The sequence below is a fragment of the Flavobacterium hibernum genome (genome assembly GCF_000832125.1).
Taxonomy (GTDB): Bacteria; Bacteroidota; Bacteroidia; order Flavobacteriales; family Flavobacteriaceae; genus Flavobacterium; species Flavobacterium hibernum.
Window position 1 is genome coordinate 162,551 of the sequence record NZ_JPRK01000003.1, and the last position, 17,010, is coordinate 179,560.

At 39.7% G+C, this 17,010-nt stretch carries 12 protein-coding genes; 10 read left to right on the top strand and 2 right to left on the bottom strand.

Features of this window, described 5'->3' with window-relative positions; all coding sequences use genetic code 11:
• Position 1 precedes the first annotated feature (1 nt).
• From IW18_RS02725 to IW18_RS02770, 10 genes are all read left to right on the top strand, one after another.
• Entirely contained in the window at positions 2 to 3,178 is a 3,177-nt protein-coding gene (locus IW18_RS02725) for an efflux RND transporter permease subunit (RefSeq protein WP_041516047.1), read from the top strand.
• A gap of 20 nt (positions 3,179 to 3,198) precedes the next feature.
• Positions 3,199 to 4,308: an efflux RND transporter periplasmic adaptor subunit gene (locus IW18_RS02730; RefSeq protein WP_052480059.1), complete on the top strand. Its 1,110-nt coding sequence runs from the start codon at positions 3,199 to 3,201 to the stop codon at positions 4,306 to 4,308.
• A gap of 4 nt (positions 4,309 to 4,312) precedes the next feature.
• On the top strand, positions 4,313 to 4,879 hold the full coding sequence (locus IW18_RS02735) for a TlpA family protein disulfide reductase (protein ID WP_041516048.1): 567 nt from the start codon (positions 4,313 to 4,315) through the stop codon (positions 4,877 to 4,879).
• An 11-nt stretch (positions 4,880 to 4,890) separates the two neighbouring features.
• Positions 4,891 to 5,337: a protein-disulfide reductase DsbD N-terminal domain-containing protein gene (locus tag IW18_RS02740; protein ID WP_041516049.1), complete on the top strand. Its 447-nt coding sequence runs from the start codon at positions 4,891 to 4,893 to the stop codon at positions 5,335 to 5,337.
• A gap of 10 nt (positions 5,338 to 5,347) precedes the next feature.
• Positions 5,348 to 7,027 (top strand): protein-disulfide reductase DsbD family protein, encoded by a 1,680-nt coding sequence (locus tag IW18_RS02745; protein WP_041516050.1) that lies wholly within the window; start codon positions 5,348 to 5,350, stop codon positions 7,025 to 7,027.
• Between the two features lie 24 nt (positions 7,028 to 7,051).
• Positions 7,052 to 7,630 (top strand): TlpA family protein disulfide reductase, encoded by a 579-nt coding sequence (locus IW18_RS02750; RefSeq protein WP_041516051.1) that lies wholly within the window; start codon positions 7,052 to 7,054, stop codon positions 7,628 to 7,630.
• A gap of 18 nt (positions 7,631 to 7,648) precedes the next feature.
• On the top strand, positions 7,649 to 8,275 hold the full coding sequence (locus IW18_RS02755; RefSeq protein WP_041516052.1) for a TlpA family protein disulfide reductase: 627 nt from the start codon (positions 7,649 to 7,651) through the stop codon (positions 8,273 to 8,275).
• A 10-nt stretch (positions 8,276 to 8,285) separates the two neighbouring features.
• Complete coding sequence (locus tag IW18_RS02760; RefSeq protein ID WP_041516145.1) at positions 8,286 to 8,741, top strand: DsrE family protein; 456 nt, start codon at positions 8,286 to 8,288, stop codon at positions 8,739 to 8,741.
• Between the two features lie 33 nt (positions 8,742 to 8,774).
• A complete protein-coding gene (locus IW18_RS02765) occupies positions 8,775 to 10,163 on the top strand; it encodes a bifunctional metallophosphatase/5'-nucleotidase (RefSeq protein WP_041516053.1) in 1,389 nt (462 codons plus the stop codon).
• 89 nt (positions 10,164 to 10,252) lie between these two features.
• Complete coding sequence (locus IW18_RS02770) at positions 10,253 to 11,083, top strand: RteC domain-containing protein (protein WP_041516054.1); 831 nt, start codon at positions 10,253 to 10,255, stop codon at positions 11,081 to 11,083.
• Positions 11,084 to 11,091: 8 nt separating this feature from the next.
• On the opposite strand, the gene IW18_RS02775 is transcribed toward IW18_RS02770, so the two are convergent.
• Positions 11,092 to 16,515 (bottom strand): N-6 DNA methylase, encoded by a 5,424-nt coding sequence (locus IW18_RS02775; protein ID WP_041516055.1) that lies wholly within the window; start codon positions 16,513 to 16,515, stop codon positions 11,092 to 11,094.
• Positions 16,502 to 16,939 (bottom strand): DUF1896 domain-containing protein, encoded by a 438-nt coding sequence (locus IW18_RS02780; RefSeq protein WP_041516056.1) that lies wholly within the window; start codon positions 16,937 to 16,939, stop codon positions 16,502 to 16,504. Before IW18_RS02780 ends, IW18_RS02775 begins: the two co-directional genes overlap by 14 nt.
• Positions 16,940 to 17,010: the final 71 nt, after the last annotated feature.

Sequence of the window (17,010 nt, forward strand, 5' to 3'; positions counted from 1 at the left end):
TATGAACATTATAAGATTTGCGTTAAGAAAACCAATTGCGATTATGGTTGTCGTACTAGCAATAGCTTTCTTTTCCTATAATACCGTAAAAAAAATAAACGTAGACATTTTTCCCGAAGTGGAATTGCCTGCGATGTATGTTGCTATGCCTTACGGTGGACTGTCCCCAGCTTATATGGACGGGTTTATGGCTAACGAGTTCCAAAAGGTACTTCTTTTTGTGAGTGGAGTAAAAAACATTGATTTTAAAAGCGTACAGGGGCTAACCCTGATGAAGCTGACCTTTTATCCCGGAACGGATATGGCACAAGCTGCTGGAGAGGTATCAACATCGGTCTCAAGGGCAATGGGTTTCCTACCGCCCGGAGCAGTTCCACCTATGGTAGTAAGATTTGACGGTAGTTCGCTTCCAGTAGGTAACCTTGTTTTTGAAAGCGACCAGCGTTCCGTAAATGAAATACAGACATTGGCATTGACCAAAATCAGACCAATGTTCGTACAAATCCCAGGCATTACTTCTCCCGCTCCTTTTGGCGGAAATGTACGTTCCATTGTGATCAATATCGATCCTGACGCAATGCAAGCCAATGGATTAAGCCCCGAAGATATTACCGTTGCCATCACTAAAAATAGTCTTCCATCTCCTGCTGGAAGTATTCGCATAGGAGATGAAAACTTGATGGCTCCTATAAACTCTATCGCTAAAGGACCTGCAGAACTATTGAAGACCCCTGTAAAAACAAGCGACAACCGTACTATATATGTTGGCGATGTAGCCCGTGTGGAGGACGGAGCAGATCAAACAGTAGGCTACGCTTTGATAAACGGAAAACGTTCTGTTTACCTGCCTATTATCAAAAAAGCAGATGCCTCCACATTGGATGCCGTGGAGAACCTAAAAGCTGCCATTCCGATGCTGAAAGACCAATTACCTGAAGATGTAAAAGTCAGTTATGAATTTGACCAATCAAATTATATCGAACGTTCCCTTTCCAACCTTATACACGAAGGTATTTTAGGAGCTGTTTTCACGGGATTGGTCATACTATTGTTCTTGGGAGACACACGTGGAGCTATCATTGTGGTATTGACTATTCCAATTGCCATTCTTACAGCAGTTACTGTTTTATATCTCTTAGGGCAAACCATAAATATCATGACATTGAGTGGTCTTGCTCTTTCCATCGGTATTCTCGTTGATGAAGCCACAGTAACCATAGAGAATATCCACCAACATATGGAAATGGGTAAACCCAAGCAACGGGCAATTATAGATGCTTTAATCGAAATTTCTATACCGAAATTATTGATCTTACTATGTATTCTTGCTGTATTGACCCCTGCTTTCATTATGACAGGCATTCCTAGAGATATGTTTATGCCTCTGTCGATGGCGGTTGCCTTTGCAATGATTGCATCCTTTTTGGCTTCACAGACCTTTGTACCGATACTGGCCAACTGGATGATGAAGAACAAGCACAACACAGCAGCCAATACTCCAAGAAAGCGAGCTTTTTTTGAAAAATTCCGGGTAAACTATTCTTACAGGATGCGTAAATGGTCAACCAAGGCTATCCCACTTTTTGTTGTGTATGTGCTGGTAGCGAATGTAATTGCTGGCGTTTTATTAACAGTTGTTGGCACTGATGTAATGCCAGTTTCCAATAATGGAGATTTTCAGATACGCATACAGGCTCCACAGGGAAGCAGAATAGAAAAAACAGAACAGATTGTTAAAGATATTACAGGAGATATCAAAGCAGAACTGCCTGACAACGGTTTAAATATTACCTCTGCATTTGTAGGTATGCACCCCGCAGGGTCTCCGATAAATCCGATATTCCTTTTCAGTAATTCTTCTCACGAAGCTATACTGCAAATATCTGTCAATAAAGAAGTGTATGATGGATCAATGGAAGAATTCAAAGAGAAAGTCCGTAAAAAGATTATAGAGAAGTACCCCGAAGTCGCATTTAATTTCGAACCAATGGAACTGACCGAAAAGATTATGGGTCAAGGAGCGATGACGCCTATTGAAGTTAAAGTTGGAGCCAATCAGATAAAAGGTGCTTTTGCCCATGCATCAAAAATTGAAGCCAATTTAAAAAAAGTTCCATATCTGAGGGATGTGCGTATTGCCGAACCTATTGCCTATCCAACAATGGAAATTGACGTAAACCGTGACCTTGCTGGACAATTTGGACTGACGATGCAGGATATTACACGTAGCCTTGTTACGGCTACATCATCTACACGCTTTACGGATAAGAACCTATGGATTGATCCTAAATCAGGACTGGTTTTTCAAACACAAGTACAAATTCCAGAGGGCATTATGTCGGAAGAAAGACTTCGGTCACTTCCCTTGAAAGCTGGAAGTCTTCGCCCGGTACTTGAAGATGTAGCAACCATACGAAGGGTTACTTCTCCTGCACAAGTAAACAGAAAGGGGCCTAACCGTTACGTTACCATTGTGGCTAACCTTTACGGAAAAGATTTAGGTACAGCTTCACGAGCAGTTAAACAAGCTATCAAAAATGCTGGAGAGCCACCTCGTGGAACTATTGTTTGGACAGAAGGTACACTACAGCTTTTAGATGATACTTTGGGTAGTCTTTTGGCAGGTTTAGGTGTGGCAATTATAGCTATATTCCTTATGTTGTCGGCTTTTTATCAATCGTTCAAAGTACCGCTTATTATTCTATCGGTATTACCTGCCGTGATTGCCGGTAGTCTTATCATTCTATTCCTCACAGGTAGTACGCTTAACCTGCAATCCTATATGGGTATTATTATGTCGCTTGGTGTATCGGTTTCTAATGCAGTATTATTGGTTAATCAAGCCGAACATTATCGAAAAAAACTGGCACTTAAGCCTGCTAATGCAGCAAGGCTCGCTGCTTCGTCGAGGTTAAGACCAGTGTTGATGACAGCAGCGGCGATGCTTGCCGGAATGTTACCAATGGCAATGGGCTTAGGCGATGGAGCCGAACAAGTAGCACCCTTGGGAAGAGCTGTTATCGGGGGGCTGATTGCTTCCACTGTAACCATCTTGTTATTAGTTCCGCATTTCTTTTCTTCCCTAATGTCGAGGACTTCAATAATCAGTCCTTCGTTAGACCCTGATGATGAAGATAGTAGGTATTATGCAGAACAGTCCGATAAACAAACGATATAATAAACTTAAAAACAAAAACAATGTATCACAGCATTTCAATCAATAAAAAATCAACAACCATACTGGCATTTACCATATCAATGGTATTGTTGCTATCCGCTTGTTCACAAAAAGAGCAGGAAAAAGGACAAACGCAAAATAAGCAGGCAAAACCTGTAAACTATAAAACGGCTCCTCTACAGGTCATCAATCCCGAGTACGAAATAGCCGTTCCAGCAGAACTCAAACCTTTCGAGCAGGTAGCGGTCTATGCAAAGGTTACAGGATTTGTAAAACAAATGTATGTTGACCGAGGCGATCGAGTTCGCAAAGGTCAGCTTTTAGCCGTACTCGAAGCTCCTGAAATGCAACAACAGTATCTTTCTGATAAATCTACAGAGCAAAAGGTTTATAGTGATTACCTGTATGCAAAACAGGCTTATGACAGATTGGTAACGGCTTCCAAAACAACGGGAGCGGTTGCGGATATCGAACTTGACAGAGCTAAAAGTGCGATGGAAAGTGCCAAGTCTGCTTTTGATGCTTCTAAAGCGGGAACGGCACATTCTTCACAGTTACAAAAGTACCTTCGCCTTACAGCACCGTTTGATGGCATAATAACCCAAAGGAATGTTTCTGTTGGGGCATTAGCCGGAACAGGAGGTAATACACCTTTGTTTATGATGGCACAGAGTAATAAACTCCGCCTTACCTTATCCCTACCGGAAAAACACGCATCATCTGTTTATGACGGTATGTCTGCTTCTTTTACCGTAAGCTCGCAGCCAGGTAAGACGTTTGATGCCAAACTATCTCGAACATCTGGATTGCTCGACCAACATGATCGCTCGCTAACACTTGAGTTTGACGTAAATAATACATCGGGCGAATTGCAGGGAGGTGATTATGCGCAGGTCAAGTTGAAATTAAAACGTAAAAACGTGTCTAACTGGGTACAAAGCAAGAGTGTTCTAAACACCCAATCTGGAACGTATGTACTAACATTGAATAACAACGAAGTAAAACGGATTGCTGTAAAGGAAGGTATCCGTTTAGATACAATTACAGAGGTTTTTGGTAATCTTTCTCTGGCCGACAAAATCATTATCAAACCATCTGAAGAAATCAAAGAAGGGAAAATAAAAAAATAGTATTATGAAAATGAATATCAAAAAAATAGCCATACTTCCATTAATAGCAATTACGGGATGGGCATACGCATCAATAAATCGAAATGGCATTAATGCAACTGTGAGCGCAAATCAACAAATAAATATCGAACAGAAATTAGTAACCAATTCTCAAGAAACGCCAGATTTAAAGTTTAAGGACGAAAACGGTAAAACCATTTCGTTAAAATCCTTAAAAGGAAAGGTCGTTTTCATTAATCTTTGGGCTACTTGGTGTCCGCCTTGCATTCACGAAATGCCATCGATTAATGAACTGCGTAAGATTTTTAAGGACAATAAAGATGTCGTATTTCTAATGGTAGATGTGGACGGAAAAATAGAAAAATCAAAAGAGTGGATGAAAAGCAAAAAATTTGATTTGCCAGTTTATGTTCCCGATGGCGAAATACCCCGTGAGTTATTTTCAGGCTCTATCCCTACTACTATTATCGTAGATAAGCAAAACAATATCATCGCAAGGCATGTTGGCGGAGCTGACTATTCGTCAAAGGAAGTGGTTGACCTAGTGACTAAACTATTAAAAGAAAAATAATTAGTAAAACAATGAAAAAGATAATATTTTTTGTGGCATTTTTATTCGCAAGTGCCGCCTCTTTCGGACAAATACTAAAGCCTGTGAAGTGGTCGTATGCTTCTAAACGCGTTAGTGATAAAGAAGCTGTATTGTTCTTTAAGGCAACAATAAACGATGGCTGGCATATCTATTCGCAAACGGTTCCTAAAAACGGTCCACAGCCTACAAGTTTTTCTTTCCATTCGTCAAAAGCTTATCAGTTAAGCGGAAAGGTTCAGGCGGCTAAACCAATTGTCAAACACGACACGACTTTTGATATGGAAGTGGGTTATTATGAAAAATTAGTGGTTTTCCAGCAAAAGGTAAAATTAACAAGCAATGCGCCTACGGTAAAAGGTACGCTTACCTATATGGTTTGTAACGATAAGCAATGCTTACCGCCTGAAGAAGTGGCGTTCAGCATTCCCATAAAATAAAGAATTTAATATGAGATTAATATCAAAAATATTAACGGTACTATTCATCTTTGGTTTGGTGGCTGTTACTGCAAATGCGCAGACAGACAGCCTCGTATCGCATGATGATGTGGAGTTTACAGAAATAACCGAGCAGCAGCCCGTTCAGAAGGAAAGTATTGCAACATCCAAAGAGCCAGAAACTTTGCTAACTAATGAAAACGGGGTAACATTGCAAAAGAATGAAGCTACAACCGATAAAAGTTCCCTTTGGGCAATCTTTATTGCGGGTTTTATCGGCGGCTTTGCAGCATTGTTGATGCCCTGCATTTTTCCGATGCTGCCCTTAACGGTAAGTTTCTTTACCAAAAGCGGTCATACGAAACGCAGGGCGGTAATCCAAGCAATGATATATGGATTGTCTATCATACTCATTTACGTTCTATTGGGTATTTTCATTACGCTAATTTTCGGTGCGGATGCACTCAACAGTCTATCTACAAACGGGATTTTTAATTTTGCTTTCTTCGCTCTTTTAGTTGTATTTGCCTTTTCCTTTTTCGGTGCATTTGAGCTTACATTGCCTGCCTCGCTAGCGAACAAGTTAGACCGTAAAGCTGATCGAGGAGGTTTGCTAGGGCTTTTCTTTATGGCAGCAACATTAGCCGTAGTGTCCTTTTCCTGTACTGGTCCAATTATCGGAACGTTGCTGGTACAGGCTGCAACAATGGGGGAACTTTTAGGTCCCGCCATTGGGATGCTCGGCTTTGCATTGGCATTAGCAATACCGTTCACGCTTTTTGCAATGTTCCCAAGCCTTTTAAAAAGCCTTCCATCTTCGGGAGGTTGGCTGAATAGCGTAAAAATCACACTCGGATTTTTAGAATTAGCTCTTGCTTTGAAGTTTTTGAGCAATGTGGATCTGGCATATCATTGGAATTGGTTCGACAGAGAAGTCTTTTTAGCACTTTGGATTATAATCTTCGGATATTTAGGTTTCTATTTATTAGGAAAAATTCGGTTTCCGAATGATAGTCCAATGGATACATTGAGCCTGCCGAGAATGGTACTGTCAATACTTGTACTATCGTTTACCCTGTATATGGTTCCTGGATTGTGGGGAGCACCTTTAAAATCCATTTCGGCATTTTTACCACCACAGACAACACAAGATTTTGACCTGTATACTTCTTCATTTGGTAGGACAGAGACAAATAATGTCGTCGATAGCAAAGCCCGCAAATATTCGGATATATTCCACGCACCCTTAAACCTTAATGTCTTTTTTGACTATGAGGAGGGAATAGAATATGGAAAGAAAGTGGGCAAACCTGTCATGCTCGATTTCACAGGGCATGCCTGTGTTAATTGCCGTAAGATGGAAGCATCCGTGTGGTCTGATAAAGACGTACACAAGCTATTGAACGAAGAACTTATCATCATCCAACTTTATGTGGACGATAAAACAGAATTACCACAGGCAGAACAATTTGTATCATCATTTAGTGGCAAAAATATACGTACCATAGGAAATAAATGGAGCGATTTTCAGGCGAGTAAGTTTAACTCCAATTCGCAACCTCACTATGTACTTTTAGACCCATCTAACGAGGAAATACTGATCAAACCTACTGGAGCAGATTACAATCAGAAAAGCTATTACGGTTTTATTCAATCTGCAATTAACAAATACAAGAGTAAAAATTTATAGAATAAGTAATTAAAATCATTTAGTATGAAAATGCAATTTAAAAATTTGGCAATTCGTTCTGGTCTTTTCATAATCACAGCTATATCGCTGGCTGCTTGCGGGAATACGGATAAGAAGAAAGAAAATAAGGTAGAGAGCGAGCATTCGACGACGACAGGAGTTGGGACAACGGAAGCACAGGTCTCAACAACTGCCAGCCTTTCCTTTACTGATAAAGATGGAAAAACCGTATCGTTAAGTTCATTAAAAGGTAAGGTAGTATTTATCAACTTTTGGGCAACTTGGTGTCCGCCCTGCATTCAGGAAATGCCTACCATTAACGAACTAAAAGCAAAGTACAAAGGCAATAACGACATCGTATTCCTGATGGTAGATGTAGACAACAAGATGGAAAAATCCACTGCATTTATGGAGAAGAATAAGTATGATTTGCCTGTATATGTTCCAGCCAGCAATATACCTTCTGAATATTTAGGCAGTTCAATTCCAACTACGGTCATACTAGACAAAAGCGGAGATATGATTGCCCGTATCGAAGGTGGTAGGGATTATACAAGTCCCGAGATCATCAAAGTTGTGAATGAACTTGTAGATAGTAACTAATTGATAAAAGAATGAATTATGACTAACAATAAAGAAGTTTCTAATAAGAAACCACCACAGAAAAAGCTACAGTACATTAAGAAAAATGCATTTACCATATTTATGGTAATTGCCGTCGGGATATTGCTTATCAGCCCCGATGCAAAATCATTTGTGCTGCGCCAACTAATGTCAACAGGAATTTTTAACGCGAGTATAGACAAAAAGGATGCGGATACAGTAAGCCTTACAAATACTGATTTTACTTTTACGGACGGAAAAGGGAGCATACAAAATACCTCATCATTAAGAGGAAAAGTAGTGTTTATCAATTTTTGGGCATCTTGGTGTCCACCCTGTCGGGCTGAATTTCCATCTATTGAAACTCTGTATACCCAATTTAAGGATAACCCTGGCATTTTCTTTCTAACCCTCAACGAGGACAATGACCCGGCTGCGGGAAGGGCATATCTGGAAAAAGAAAATTTTTCAGTTCCAATGTATCAGTCCAGCGGTAATGTTCCAACGGAAGTGTTTTCCGGTTCATTACCAACAACCGTAGTATTGGATAAGAAAGGTAAAGTCAGGCTTCATCATACCGGATTTGCCAATTACGCATCTGAAAAATTTGTAAAGGAAATAGAAGAATTAATAAATGAACAATAAAAACAATAAAATGAAAAAACTACAAGCTTTGCTAATAGCCGTACTATGTTTTATGTCTATTAGCATTTTTGCGCAACAAAAACCAGATACCACTTTTGAGCCCGCGAAAGCATACAAAAAACATTACAATGCGCTTTATATCTTGAACGAAGCAGAGGATAAAAAAATAAAGGGGATCCTTCGCAACATCAATAATGTACTAAGTGACCCACGGTTGAAAGGTAAATTACAGATAGAAGTCCTTGCGTTTTCTGACGGTGTGGAAATGTATAAAAAAGCTAACAGCTACCAAAAATTATTGGTTGCACTCAAAGATAAGGGCGTTTTATTTGTCCAGTGTTCTAAAACAATGGAAGAACGAAAAATTGACAAGAACGAATTGTTTGATTTTGTGAACTACGTCCCTAGCGGTAATGGAGAAATTATATTAAGGCAATACGAAGGCTGGGCAATTGTTCATCCATAATCAAAAATGCTTTAAAACTTTAAATTATATATAATGGAATTATCAATAGGATTTATAAATGATGTACACGGTTATCTTGAACCACACCCAGAACTATTTTATGGTAAGGACGGGGAATTTATTAAAACAGCAGGAGGCTATGCAAAAATCGCCTCTGTTTTCGAGAAGATAAGAAAAGAGAATGAACACACCTTGTTTTTTGACGGAGGCGATACCTTTCACGGAACCTTACCCGTAGTGGCTTCCAGAGGCGAAGTACTAATTCCAATTTTAAACAAACTTAGTTTTAGTGCAATGGTGGGACATTGGGATTTTGCCTATAGGCCGGAACATCTTTTAGCATTAGATAAACTACTTAATTATCCCGTATTAGGTGTCAATGTTTATAAGGATGACGGTACCCTACTGCTGAAACCGTATTCATTTATTGAGGTAGGTAATCAAAAAATTGCTGTAATCGGTATTTGTGCCAATATTATCGATAAGACGATGCCCGCTAAGTTCAAACAAGGAATTTATGTAACTGACGGAATGGATGAAATAAACGGTTATGTAAAAGAAGTAAAGGGATTGGGAGCAAGTTTGGTCATATTACTTTCGCACAATGGCTACCCGCAGGATATTGAATTACTTAAAAGTACAACAGGAATTGATATATGTTTAAGTGCGCACACCCACAACAGAATATATGAACCTGTAAAAGTAAAAGATACCATAATAATACAGTGTGGTTGCCACGGCTCTTTTGTGGGACATCTTAAACTTTCCATCGTAGATAATAAAATTATAAATTATCAATACAAGCTTATAGAAGTGAACGAAGATGTTGCGAGCCATAAACCAGTAGAACATATTGTAAATGACATTATGGCTTCATACAGAAACTTGCAAGAAGATGTTGTTGGGAGAACGAATACCATATTACATCGGTATGATGCTTTCTCATCATCTATGGATAATCTGTTATTAAAAGCAATTAGCAAGGCTGCTGGTGTAAACATAGCATTTTCTAACGGATGGCGTTACGGTGCGCCTATTGATAAAGGAAATATTACGATGTGGGATTTGTACAGTATGGTTCCTATGAACCCAATCATTTCTACCGTTGATATGACGGGACAAGAGATCATTGATATGTTGGAAGAAAACTTTGAACGTACTTTTTCAGCTAATCCTATGAAACAAATGGGCGGTTACTGTAAACGATATTTAGGATTACAGATCAAATTCCACATTGAAAATCCGTATGGCTATCGTATTGAGGAAATCTACTACGAGAACGAACATTTAAAAAAACAAAAAACATATAAGGTTGCCTATATCACTGAACAAGGTGTGTCAGAAAAATATGGAACCAACAGAACACATTTAAAAGTAACTGCGGTACAAGCTCTTGTTGATTATTTAAAAACAAATTCCTAACACCATAAATCTTTTTGCAATGAAAACCACATAGCTAAAATTATATCGGGGTTCTTACCCATTACGATTTTAATCTTAAACTAAAATCTATGGAAAAATACTATAATGAATGCGTACAGAAACTCGAAGAAAAAATCAAGGAGTTGACATTGGAAGTAGATGACCCAATCTTACTGCCACAGGAAGTTATTGTGCTTATAGTAGATTGCTTATCAAAGTTAAAAGAATTTGTATTAAAACGAGGTTTTAAAAATAAACAAGAAGAAATCTACTTCTTTAAAAAGTTGAAACCTGTTATTCTGTCCAAATTAATTTATTACAATGCTATTTATAAGATAGAAACCAAAAAGCCTTATGGAAATGGGAAAACAATAAAGAAGTATATTGACAATGAATTAGCAAAACTAAAAAGATTTTTTGATAACAACCTCGAATTTTATAAGTATTATAGAACCAATAGCATCTATCTTGATGAGAGGTATTTTGTAAGAGGTGGTTATGATGTGAGATTAAGCATAGATACTTACTATTTTGAAACTGATCACAATTTTACAACTTCACACGACTATAAAGTAGCTAAAATAATTGCCAATGATTTGATACAAGTATATCTCGAAGACCAACTGAATAATAAAAATCAGAAAAAAGTATTTGATTATTCTTCATTAAATTGGACTGGAAGTAAAACTGCTTTAACCGAATTGGTTTACGGCCTATATTCACAAGGAGTATTTGATAATGGTAATGCCGATTTAAAACTGATTGCTAAAACATTCGAATGTACCTTTAATATTGATTTGGGGGATTTCTATCATACATTTATGGAGCTTAAATCACGAAAAGTGAACAGGACAAAATTTCTTGATAGTATGCGTGATACTTTGATCAAAAAAATGGATGAGGAGGATGAAGTAAAATAACTTTCTTATTAAATTCCTCTTGATAGATGAATTGTAATAGCTTTTGTTTGTTCATTCTCTTTTGAAATTTTTATAGTTTGCTTCTGTTTTTCGGTTTGTTCTGCTGGTTCTTCTTTAGGTTCCGGAGTGATAGACAACTGTATCTTCCGTTCAACGGCAGCCAGTTCCGTTTTGAGTTCGCTCAATCGACTCTCTTTAGACCACATACCGTTTACCACGTTCTGAAGAACAGGTAAATCCTTCTGTATTTCCGCAATTTTCTTTTGCTCCTGCTCGATATAGCCCGGCAATTTCTCCAGTGCATTAAGAAAGTTCATAGCCGCCAGCTTCTCATCTTTAGCAATTAAACCGTTGTTGTAGGTATATTTGATATTGCCCTCTCCCTGCACTAAAAAGCGGTTTACCCGTATATCCACGCCCTCCTTTTCGGACATTTCGGTTTTGACATACAAGGTAAATCCGTACAGGCTTCCTATTTCTTCATACTGACCTCCGGTGCGGGCTTTGTCCGCAAGCTGGTTAAGCTTTGCACCGATTTGTTTTATATCCGCATTGGGCGGTAAACCGTCCAACTGTACAGGATTTGCAATTGTACCATCCGAACGTTTTTGAATACGCCCTTGTAGATTATTCCAATCAAGGCTCATACGGTCAAAGCGGGATTGGGCTTTATCAAGTTCAGCCGTATAGTCTTCCAATTTGTACTTCGCACTATACTTTGAACGGTTGAACGCCTGTTTTTCGCTTTCTAACCCCGCAATCTGTTTTTCTAATTTAGCTTTATCCAACAGGTCGGTATTTCCTGATAGGATAGCCACATATTCCGAAAAATTCATTCCCGATTTTTCGTCCATACTGCCCTCGTCAATGGTTCGTTTGCCGAGATTGTTGTTTTTCAATTGGTCTATGAATAGTTGTTTATTGTATAGTAGGTTAAACTTATAGCTGTCCAATGATTTTTCTACGGCATAAATGATTACATCTACTTTATTACCTGCGAAGAACTTGGCAATTTCATTGCCTTTGCGAACAGCTCTGCCGTCCCTTTGGGCAAGGTCACTTGGTCGCCACGGTGTATCCAAATGGTGAACAGCAACGGCTCTTTTTTGTGCGTTAACTCCTGTGCCCAACATACTTGTAGAACCGAAAAGTATGCGGATTTTACCTTCATTCATTCCTTTGATAAGCTCTTTGCGTTGCTTGTCATTTTTTGCTTCCTGAATAAAACGTACTTCGTTCGCAGGGATACCGTGGTCTTCCACAAGCTTGCGTTTGATTTCGGAATACACATTCCATTCGCCTGGCTTGTAGGTTCCCAAATCGGAGAAAACAAACTGCGTTCCTTTTTGTGCATTATATTGGTTGTAATATTTAGCAATGTTGTCCGCACAATGCGAAGCCTTATTGTCGGGGTGGTCATCATACGCACCGCTTACCATCCGCATATCCAAAGACATCTTACGGGCATAATCAGTAGCGATGAGCATTTTTGCCTTTTCTTCAGATGGAGATAAAGGAGCTCTTCCTAATAAAGAAGCATTTCCCGATTTGGCAAATTCCATTAGTTTTTGAATAAACACTTCCTGATCGGGTGTAGGTGGTATGTTATATAATACCTCATTCTTGTTAGGGCGGTCAATGCCTATATCCTTAGCCGTTCGGTAATCCGTTATTTCTGAATAGAATTGCGCCAACTCCGGCACTTTGATAAAATAGCGGAAACGTTCTTTTGCAACAATATTATTGGCAACCGAAAATTCATAATCGGTTGTTTTCCTTGCGTAAATAGCAGCCCAGGCATCAAAAGAATGAATGCCCTGTTTTTCCATTGCTCTTGGTCTGAGGTATTTGAATAATAGGTACAGTTCGGTTAACGAATTACTGATGGTCGTTCCGGAAAGGAAAGTTGCTCCCATATCCGCATTAATGCGTTCCTGAATGGTGCGGATAGCAAACAAAAGGTTGATTGCCTTTTGGCTTCCGTCAACATTACCCAATCCTGCAACTCTGGAATGTCTTGTGTTAAACATCAAGTTTTTGAATTGATGGCTTTCGTCCACAAGCAAATGGTCAATGCCCATCATCTTAAAATCCACTACGTCATCTTTGCGATTTTCAATATCGTGTTGCAGGGTTTTGAGTTTAACTTCGAGGTTTTCTTTCCGCTTGATTACTCCAGCAAGCATACCCCTGGTCACTTCCTTGCCTTGTGATTGTAGTGCATCGAGGTTTCGTTCTACACTATCCAATTCGATTTGGAGAATTTCCTTTTGTATTTCGGGCGATTGCGGTATCATCCCAAATTGGTCGTGTGTGAGGATTACGCAATCCCAATCATTGTTTTTAATATCCCCGAAAATCCTCATCCGCTTTTGAGGTGTAAAATCCTCTTTGCCTGGAAACAGAATTTTAGAGTGTGGATAGGCAGTGCGGTAGGCTTCGGCAATTTCGTGAACATTGCTTTTCAGCCCGATAATCATAGGTTTATGGGCTAAGCCCAAACGCTTCATTTCCTGTGCTGCGGTACACATTACCAACGTTTTTCCTGCACCTACTTCGTGGTCGCAGATAGCACCATTGTTCAGTTTTATCATCCAAACGGTGTCTTTTTGGCTCGAATACAAGTCTTCAATACCTAATGCCTTACGGTCTAAACCCGGAAAGTCCTGATGGCTTCCGTTATAGTTCGGTCGAACGAAGCAATTAAAAGTATCGTTGTATTGGTCGGTCAGCCTGTTTTTAAACTCATCGTTTTGGGCGTGTAGCCATTCGGTAAATGCGGTACGGATTTCGTCAATCTTGGTGTTCGCCATTTGTATGGCTTCCATATCCCGTACCTTGACTTCTTGGTCGCCAACCGTAATTTTTTTAGTAATATCAGGCGTGGTATTGACAAGGGCGTGTTTAAGCAGGGCAATACCGTCAAACGTCCGGCTTTCAGCTTTGACAGCGTATTTTTCCCATATATGCAAATTCTTACGGTCGCACTTTACGGAAAAGTCATCCGAACTTTCAGAATAATGAACTAGTACGTCCGTATCAAAAAGATGTGAAGCAAAACGGGCATAAATACCAGTGGGTATCCAGCGTTCACCTAAATTAAAATCGAGTTCCTCAAACTCAATTCGTCTTGGTCGGGCTTCTTCCAAAACAGTAAGGCTTGTTTTGGCTTCGATATCATTGGGATTGTTTTCAATGTAGTTCTGTATCTCTTGGGCTTTTTCTACCACGTTCCCTGCAATCCAGCGTTCAGATATTTCATATTCTTTTTGCAAAGGATTGTAGTAAATACGACCGTGTAATGCTTCTTTTAAAGCCTCGTCCGTCATACCGCTGATTTCGGACATATAGTCCAAATCCACGCTTCCGTATTTGTTCAGCGCAGCCGCTAACGCTTCTTCGGGATTGTCCGTTGCTATGGTTATGGTAGAAAAACTAACAGGGCGGCTGAATATATCGGCTTTGTGTACCACACCACCAACCACACGCTCCAGATAAGGGATCTCCTTACCGGAGCTATCCGTTTTTATGAGTTTGATGTTATCGGCACTGTTGAGGTTACCGTACTTTTTGACAAACTCATCATAAAGACGGTTAAGGTTTTCCCTTTCTCCTTTGTGTTCGGTCTGAAACTTTGCCTCTTTGTTGTAAAGCTCTTGGTAAACATCACGTAACGCAATGTATGCTTCGGCTCTTGCTTTCTGTGAAGTCGGTAATTGCAAAGGATGAAAAATTGCTTTTTCATTTGATGTATCTATATCTTGCAGATGACCGACCCAACCATTATCTGCGACTAGGCAATCGTTACGGTAGAATGGATGCAGTTTGCCACTATAAGGAGCAGGTTCTGGAATAGTATCGGGAACGACTGGCTTATCAGTTTGACCATTCCCGTTTATTGTTGAAAACAGGTCGCCAATAGCTTCCTGTTTTTTGCCATTGGTAGATGTATTTCCATTGGTGACACTATTAGTAACAGGTGGCGCATAAGGCTGCTGCATCGAACTACCGAACAGGTCAGGTTGGCGACCTATTGCACGGCTAATTTTGTTGATGCTTTGCCTTTTAACTTGTGTTGTTCTTTTGGGCGGAGCAACAACCATAACAGGTTCGTACGCATTTTCAAACAGGTCAAAAATGCTTAGCTGTTTCAATTCCTGTGTAGTGTCTTGATTACTTGCAGGAGTTGGTACAAGCTGTGGCTGAATGGCTACGGGTTCGACAATTGGAGGCTTTACCTTTGGAGTAGCGGGAATTTGTATTATAGGTTCATCGTTCCGTTCGCCTTTGTATAAATTCAAATTAAGATGCTTCCCAAAATCATTGATAAGCATTTGTTTGAGGTCTTTAGCAATTCCCTCAACCCCGTCTTTGTGTGTATAAATTAGTGCAGATTGTCCATAAGGGTCGGTATCTAATTTCCGATCGGTATGTACAATCCTTGCGCTATCCTGAAAGAGTGCATTGCCAGGAGTATTGTATTCTGTTTGCCTGCTTTGGCAAAACAGGTCTTCCCTTTCGGTCAGACTTTGTTTCGCCGTGTTCTTTTGCAGAATAATCAGATCGCTTCCGACCTCCGTTCCTGCATATTCCGTAAACAGGTTATTGGGCAATCGAACGACTGAAACCAAATTGTTATCCTGCATCAACGCCCTGCGTATCGGTTCGTTCTTTGGGCTATTGAGAATACCCTGCGAAGTAATGTAAGCCAACAAGCCACCCTCACGCAACATATCAGCACCTTTCAGGAAAAAATAATTGTGTATGCTTCGGGAAGCCTGCACTTTTGCACTGTCCTTGCTTCGGGAGTAGGAAAGGTCGAATACAGAAGTATCGCCAAATGGAATATTACTGGCGATTACATCATAGCTGTTTTGTTCCTTTTCGGGTATTTCCTCAAAACCACTTATACGGATATTGCTATCGGGATAAAGCTGATTTAAAATCTTGCCTGTGAGCAAGTCTTTTTCATAGGCAGTAACACTGGCTTTTTGATTTTCTGAAAAGGATTGTATAAATGAGCCGATACCTGCGGAGGGTTCAAGGAACTTATTAATGTTTAAACCGCTTTCACGCAAGGTTGCGGAAATCGTATCAATGATTTGTGGTGGTGTATAAAAAGCCGTCAGAACAGAGCTTTTCATACCGTCCACATACCTGCGGTATTGCTTTTCGTCTTCGGAATTTTCCTTGAGTAGCTGGTGGAGTTCCTGCGTAATCGGGAAAAGCTCATGTTCCGTTTTTCTCCAATGATTGATGTCTATTTCGTTCGCTATGGGGTTCAGCACGAATTTAAGACCGCCAAATCCGCTGTATTGCATCATTAGCAGTCTTTCGCCTACTGTGGCTTGTCGTTTCTCCTTTTCTAGTCTAAAAGCAATTCGCAGGGCATCAATGTTCTTTTGGAGATGTTGCTTCTTACTGAAGCCCATTTTCCTCTATCCATATTGCGATGGTTCCTGTTATTTCGGTATAGAGTAGGTCGTACTCTGTGTTATAAGCGAAATCATCGGTTAGTTGATAGCCGGAGAAAGCCGGCTCACAAACAGGGAACATTTTAAGAGCGAACGGTCGCAGTTCCTCATCCGCCATTATGGTATCAAACTCATTGCATACGACTTGGAAAACTGTATCGAATTTGGAGAAGTGCAAGCCCTCAAAAAGAATGTAATTGGCTATTTCGTTGCATTGTTCAATAGTATTTCCCGAACGAAAAGCGCCCTCGTAGGCATTAGTAGCCCACAAGGAACGTTGTTCAATAAATTTTTGGTCGTTTGCTTTTTCTGGGAAGCTGGTATTTAATAATTCTTGTAGTCGTAACCTGAAATATGATAGGTCTTTTTGTTGTGTATCCATACTATAATTTATTAGAGTTTTAAAATTATAACAGTTTAGAAGAGCCTTTGTATAAGTGGTAGAGTTTGGCT

Bases quoted from the DNA above. Each gene is read 5' to 3' on its own strand.
- IW18_RS02745 (WP_041516050.1), top strand. From the start codon at position 5,348: ATGAGATTAATATCAAAAATATTAACGGTACTATTCATCTTTGGTTTG.
- IW18_RS02765 (WP_041516053.1), top strand. From the start codon at position 8,775: ATGGAATTATCAATAGGATTTATAAATGATGTACACGGTTATCTTGAA.
- IW18_RS02780 (WP_041516056.1), bottom strand. From the start codon at position 16,939: ATGGATACACAACAAAAAGACCTATCATATTTCAGGTTACGACTACAA.
- IW18_RS02770 (WP_041516054.1), top strand. From the start codon at position 10,253: ATGGAAAAATACTATAATGAATGCGTACAGAAACTCGAAGAAAAAATC.
- IW18_RS02775 (WP_041516055.1), bottom strand. From the start codon at position 16,515: ATGGGCTTCAGTAAGAAGCAACATCTCCAAAAGAACATTGATGCCCTG.
- IW18_RS02755 (WP_041516052.1), top strand. From the start codon at position 7,649: ATGACTAACAATAAAGAAGTTTCTAATAAGAAACCACCACAGAAAAAG.
- IW18_RS02725 (WP_041516047.1), top strand. From the start codon at position 2: ATGAACATTATAAGATTTGCGTTAAGAAAACCAATTGCGATTATGGTT.
- IW18_RS02760 (WP_041516145.1), top strand. From the start codon at position 8,286: ATGAAAAAACTACAAGCTTTGCTAATAGCCGTACTATGTTTTATGTCT.
- IW18_RS02750 (WP_041516051.1), top strand. From the start codon at position 7,052: ATGAAAATGCAATTTAAAAATTTGGCAATTCGTTCTGGTCTTTTCATA.
- IW18_RS02730 (WP_052480059.1), top strand. From the start codon at position 3,199: ATGTATCACAGCATTTCAATCAATAAAAAATCAACAACCATACTGGCA.
- IW18_RS02735 (WP_041516048.1), top strand. From the start codon at position 4,313: ATGAAAATGAATATCAAAAAAATAGCCATACTTCCATTAATAGCAATT.
- IW18_RS02740 (WP_041516049.1), top strand. From the start codon at position 4,891: ATGAAAAAGATAATATTTTTTGTGGCATTTTTATTCGCAAGTGCCGCC.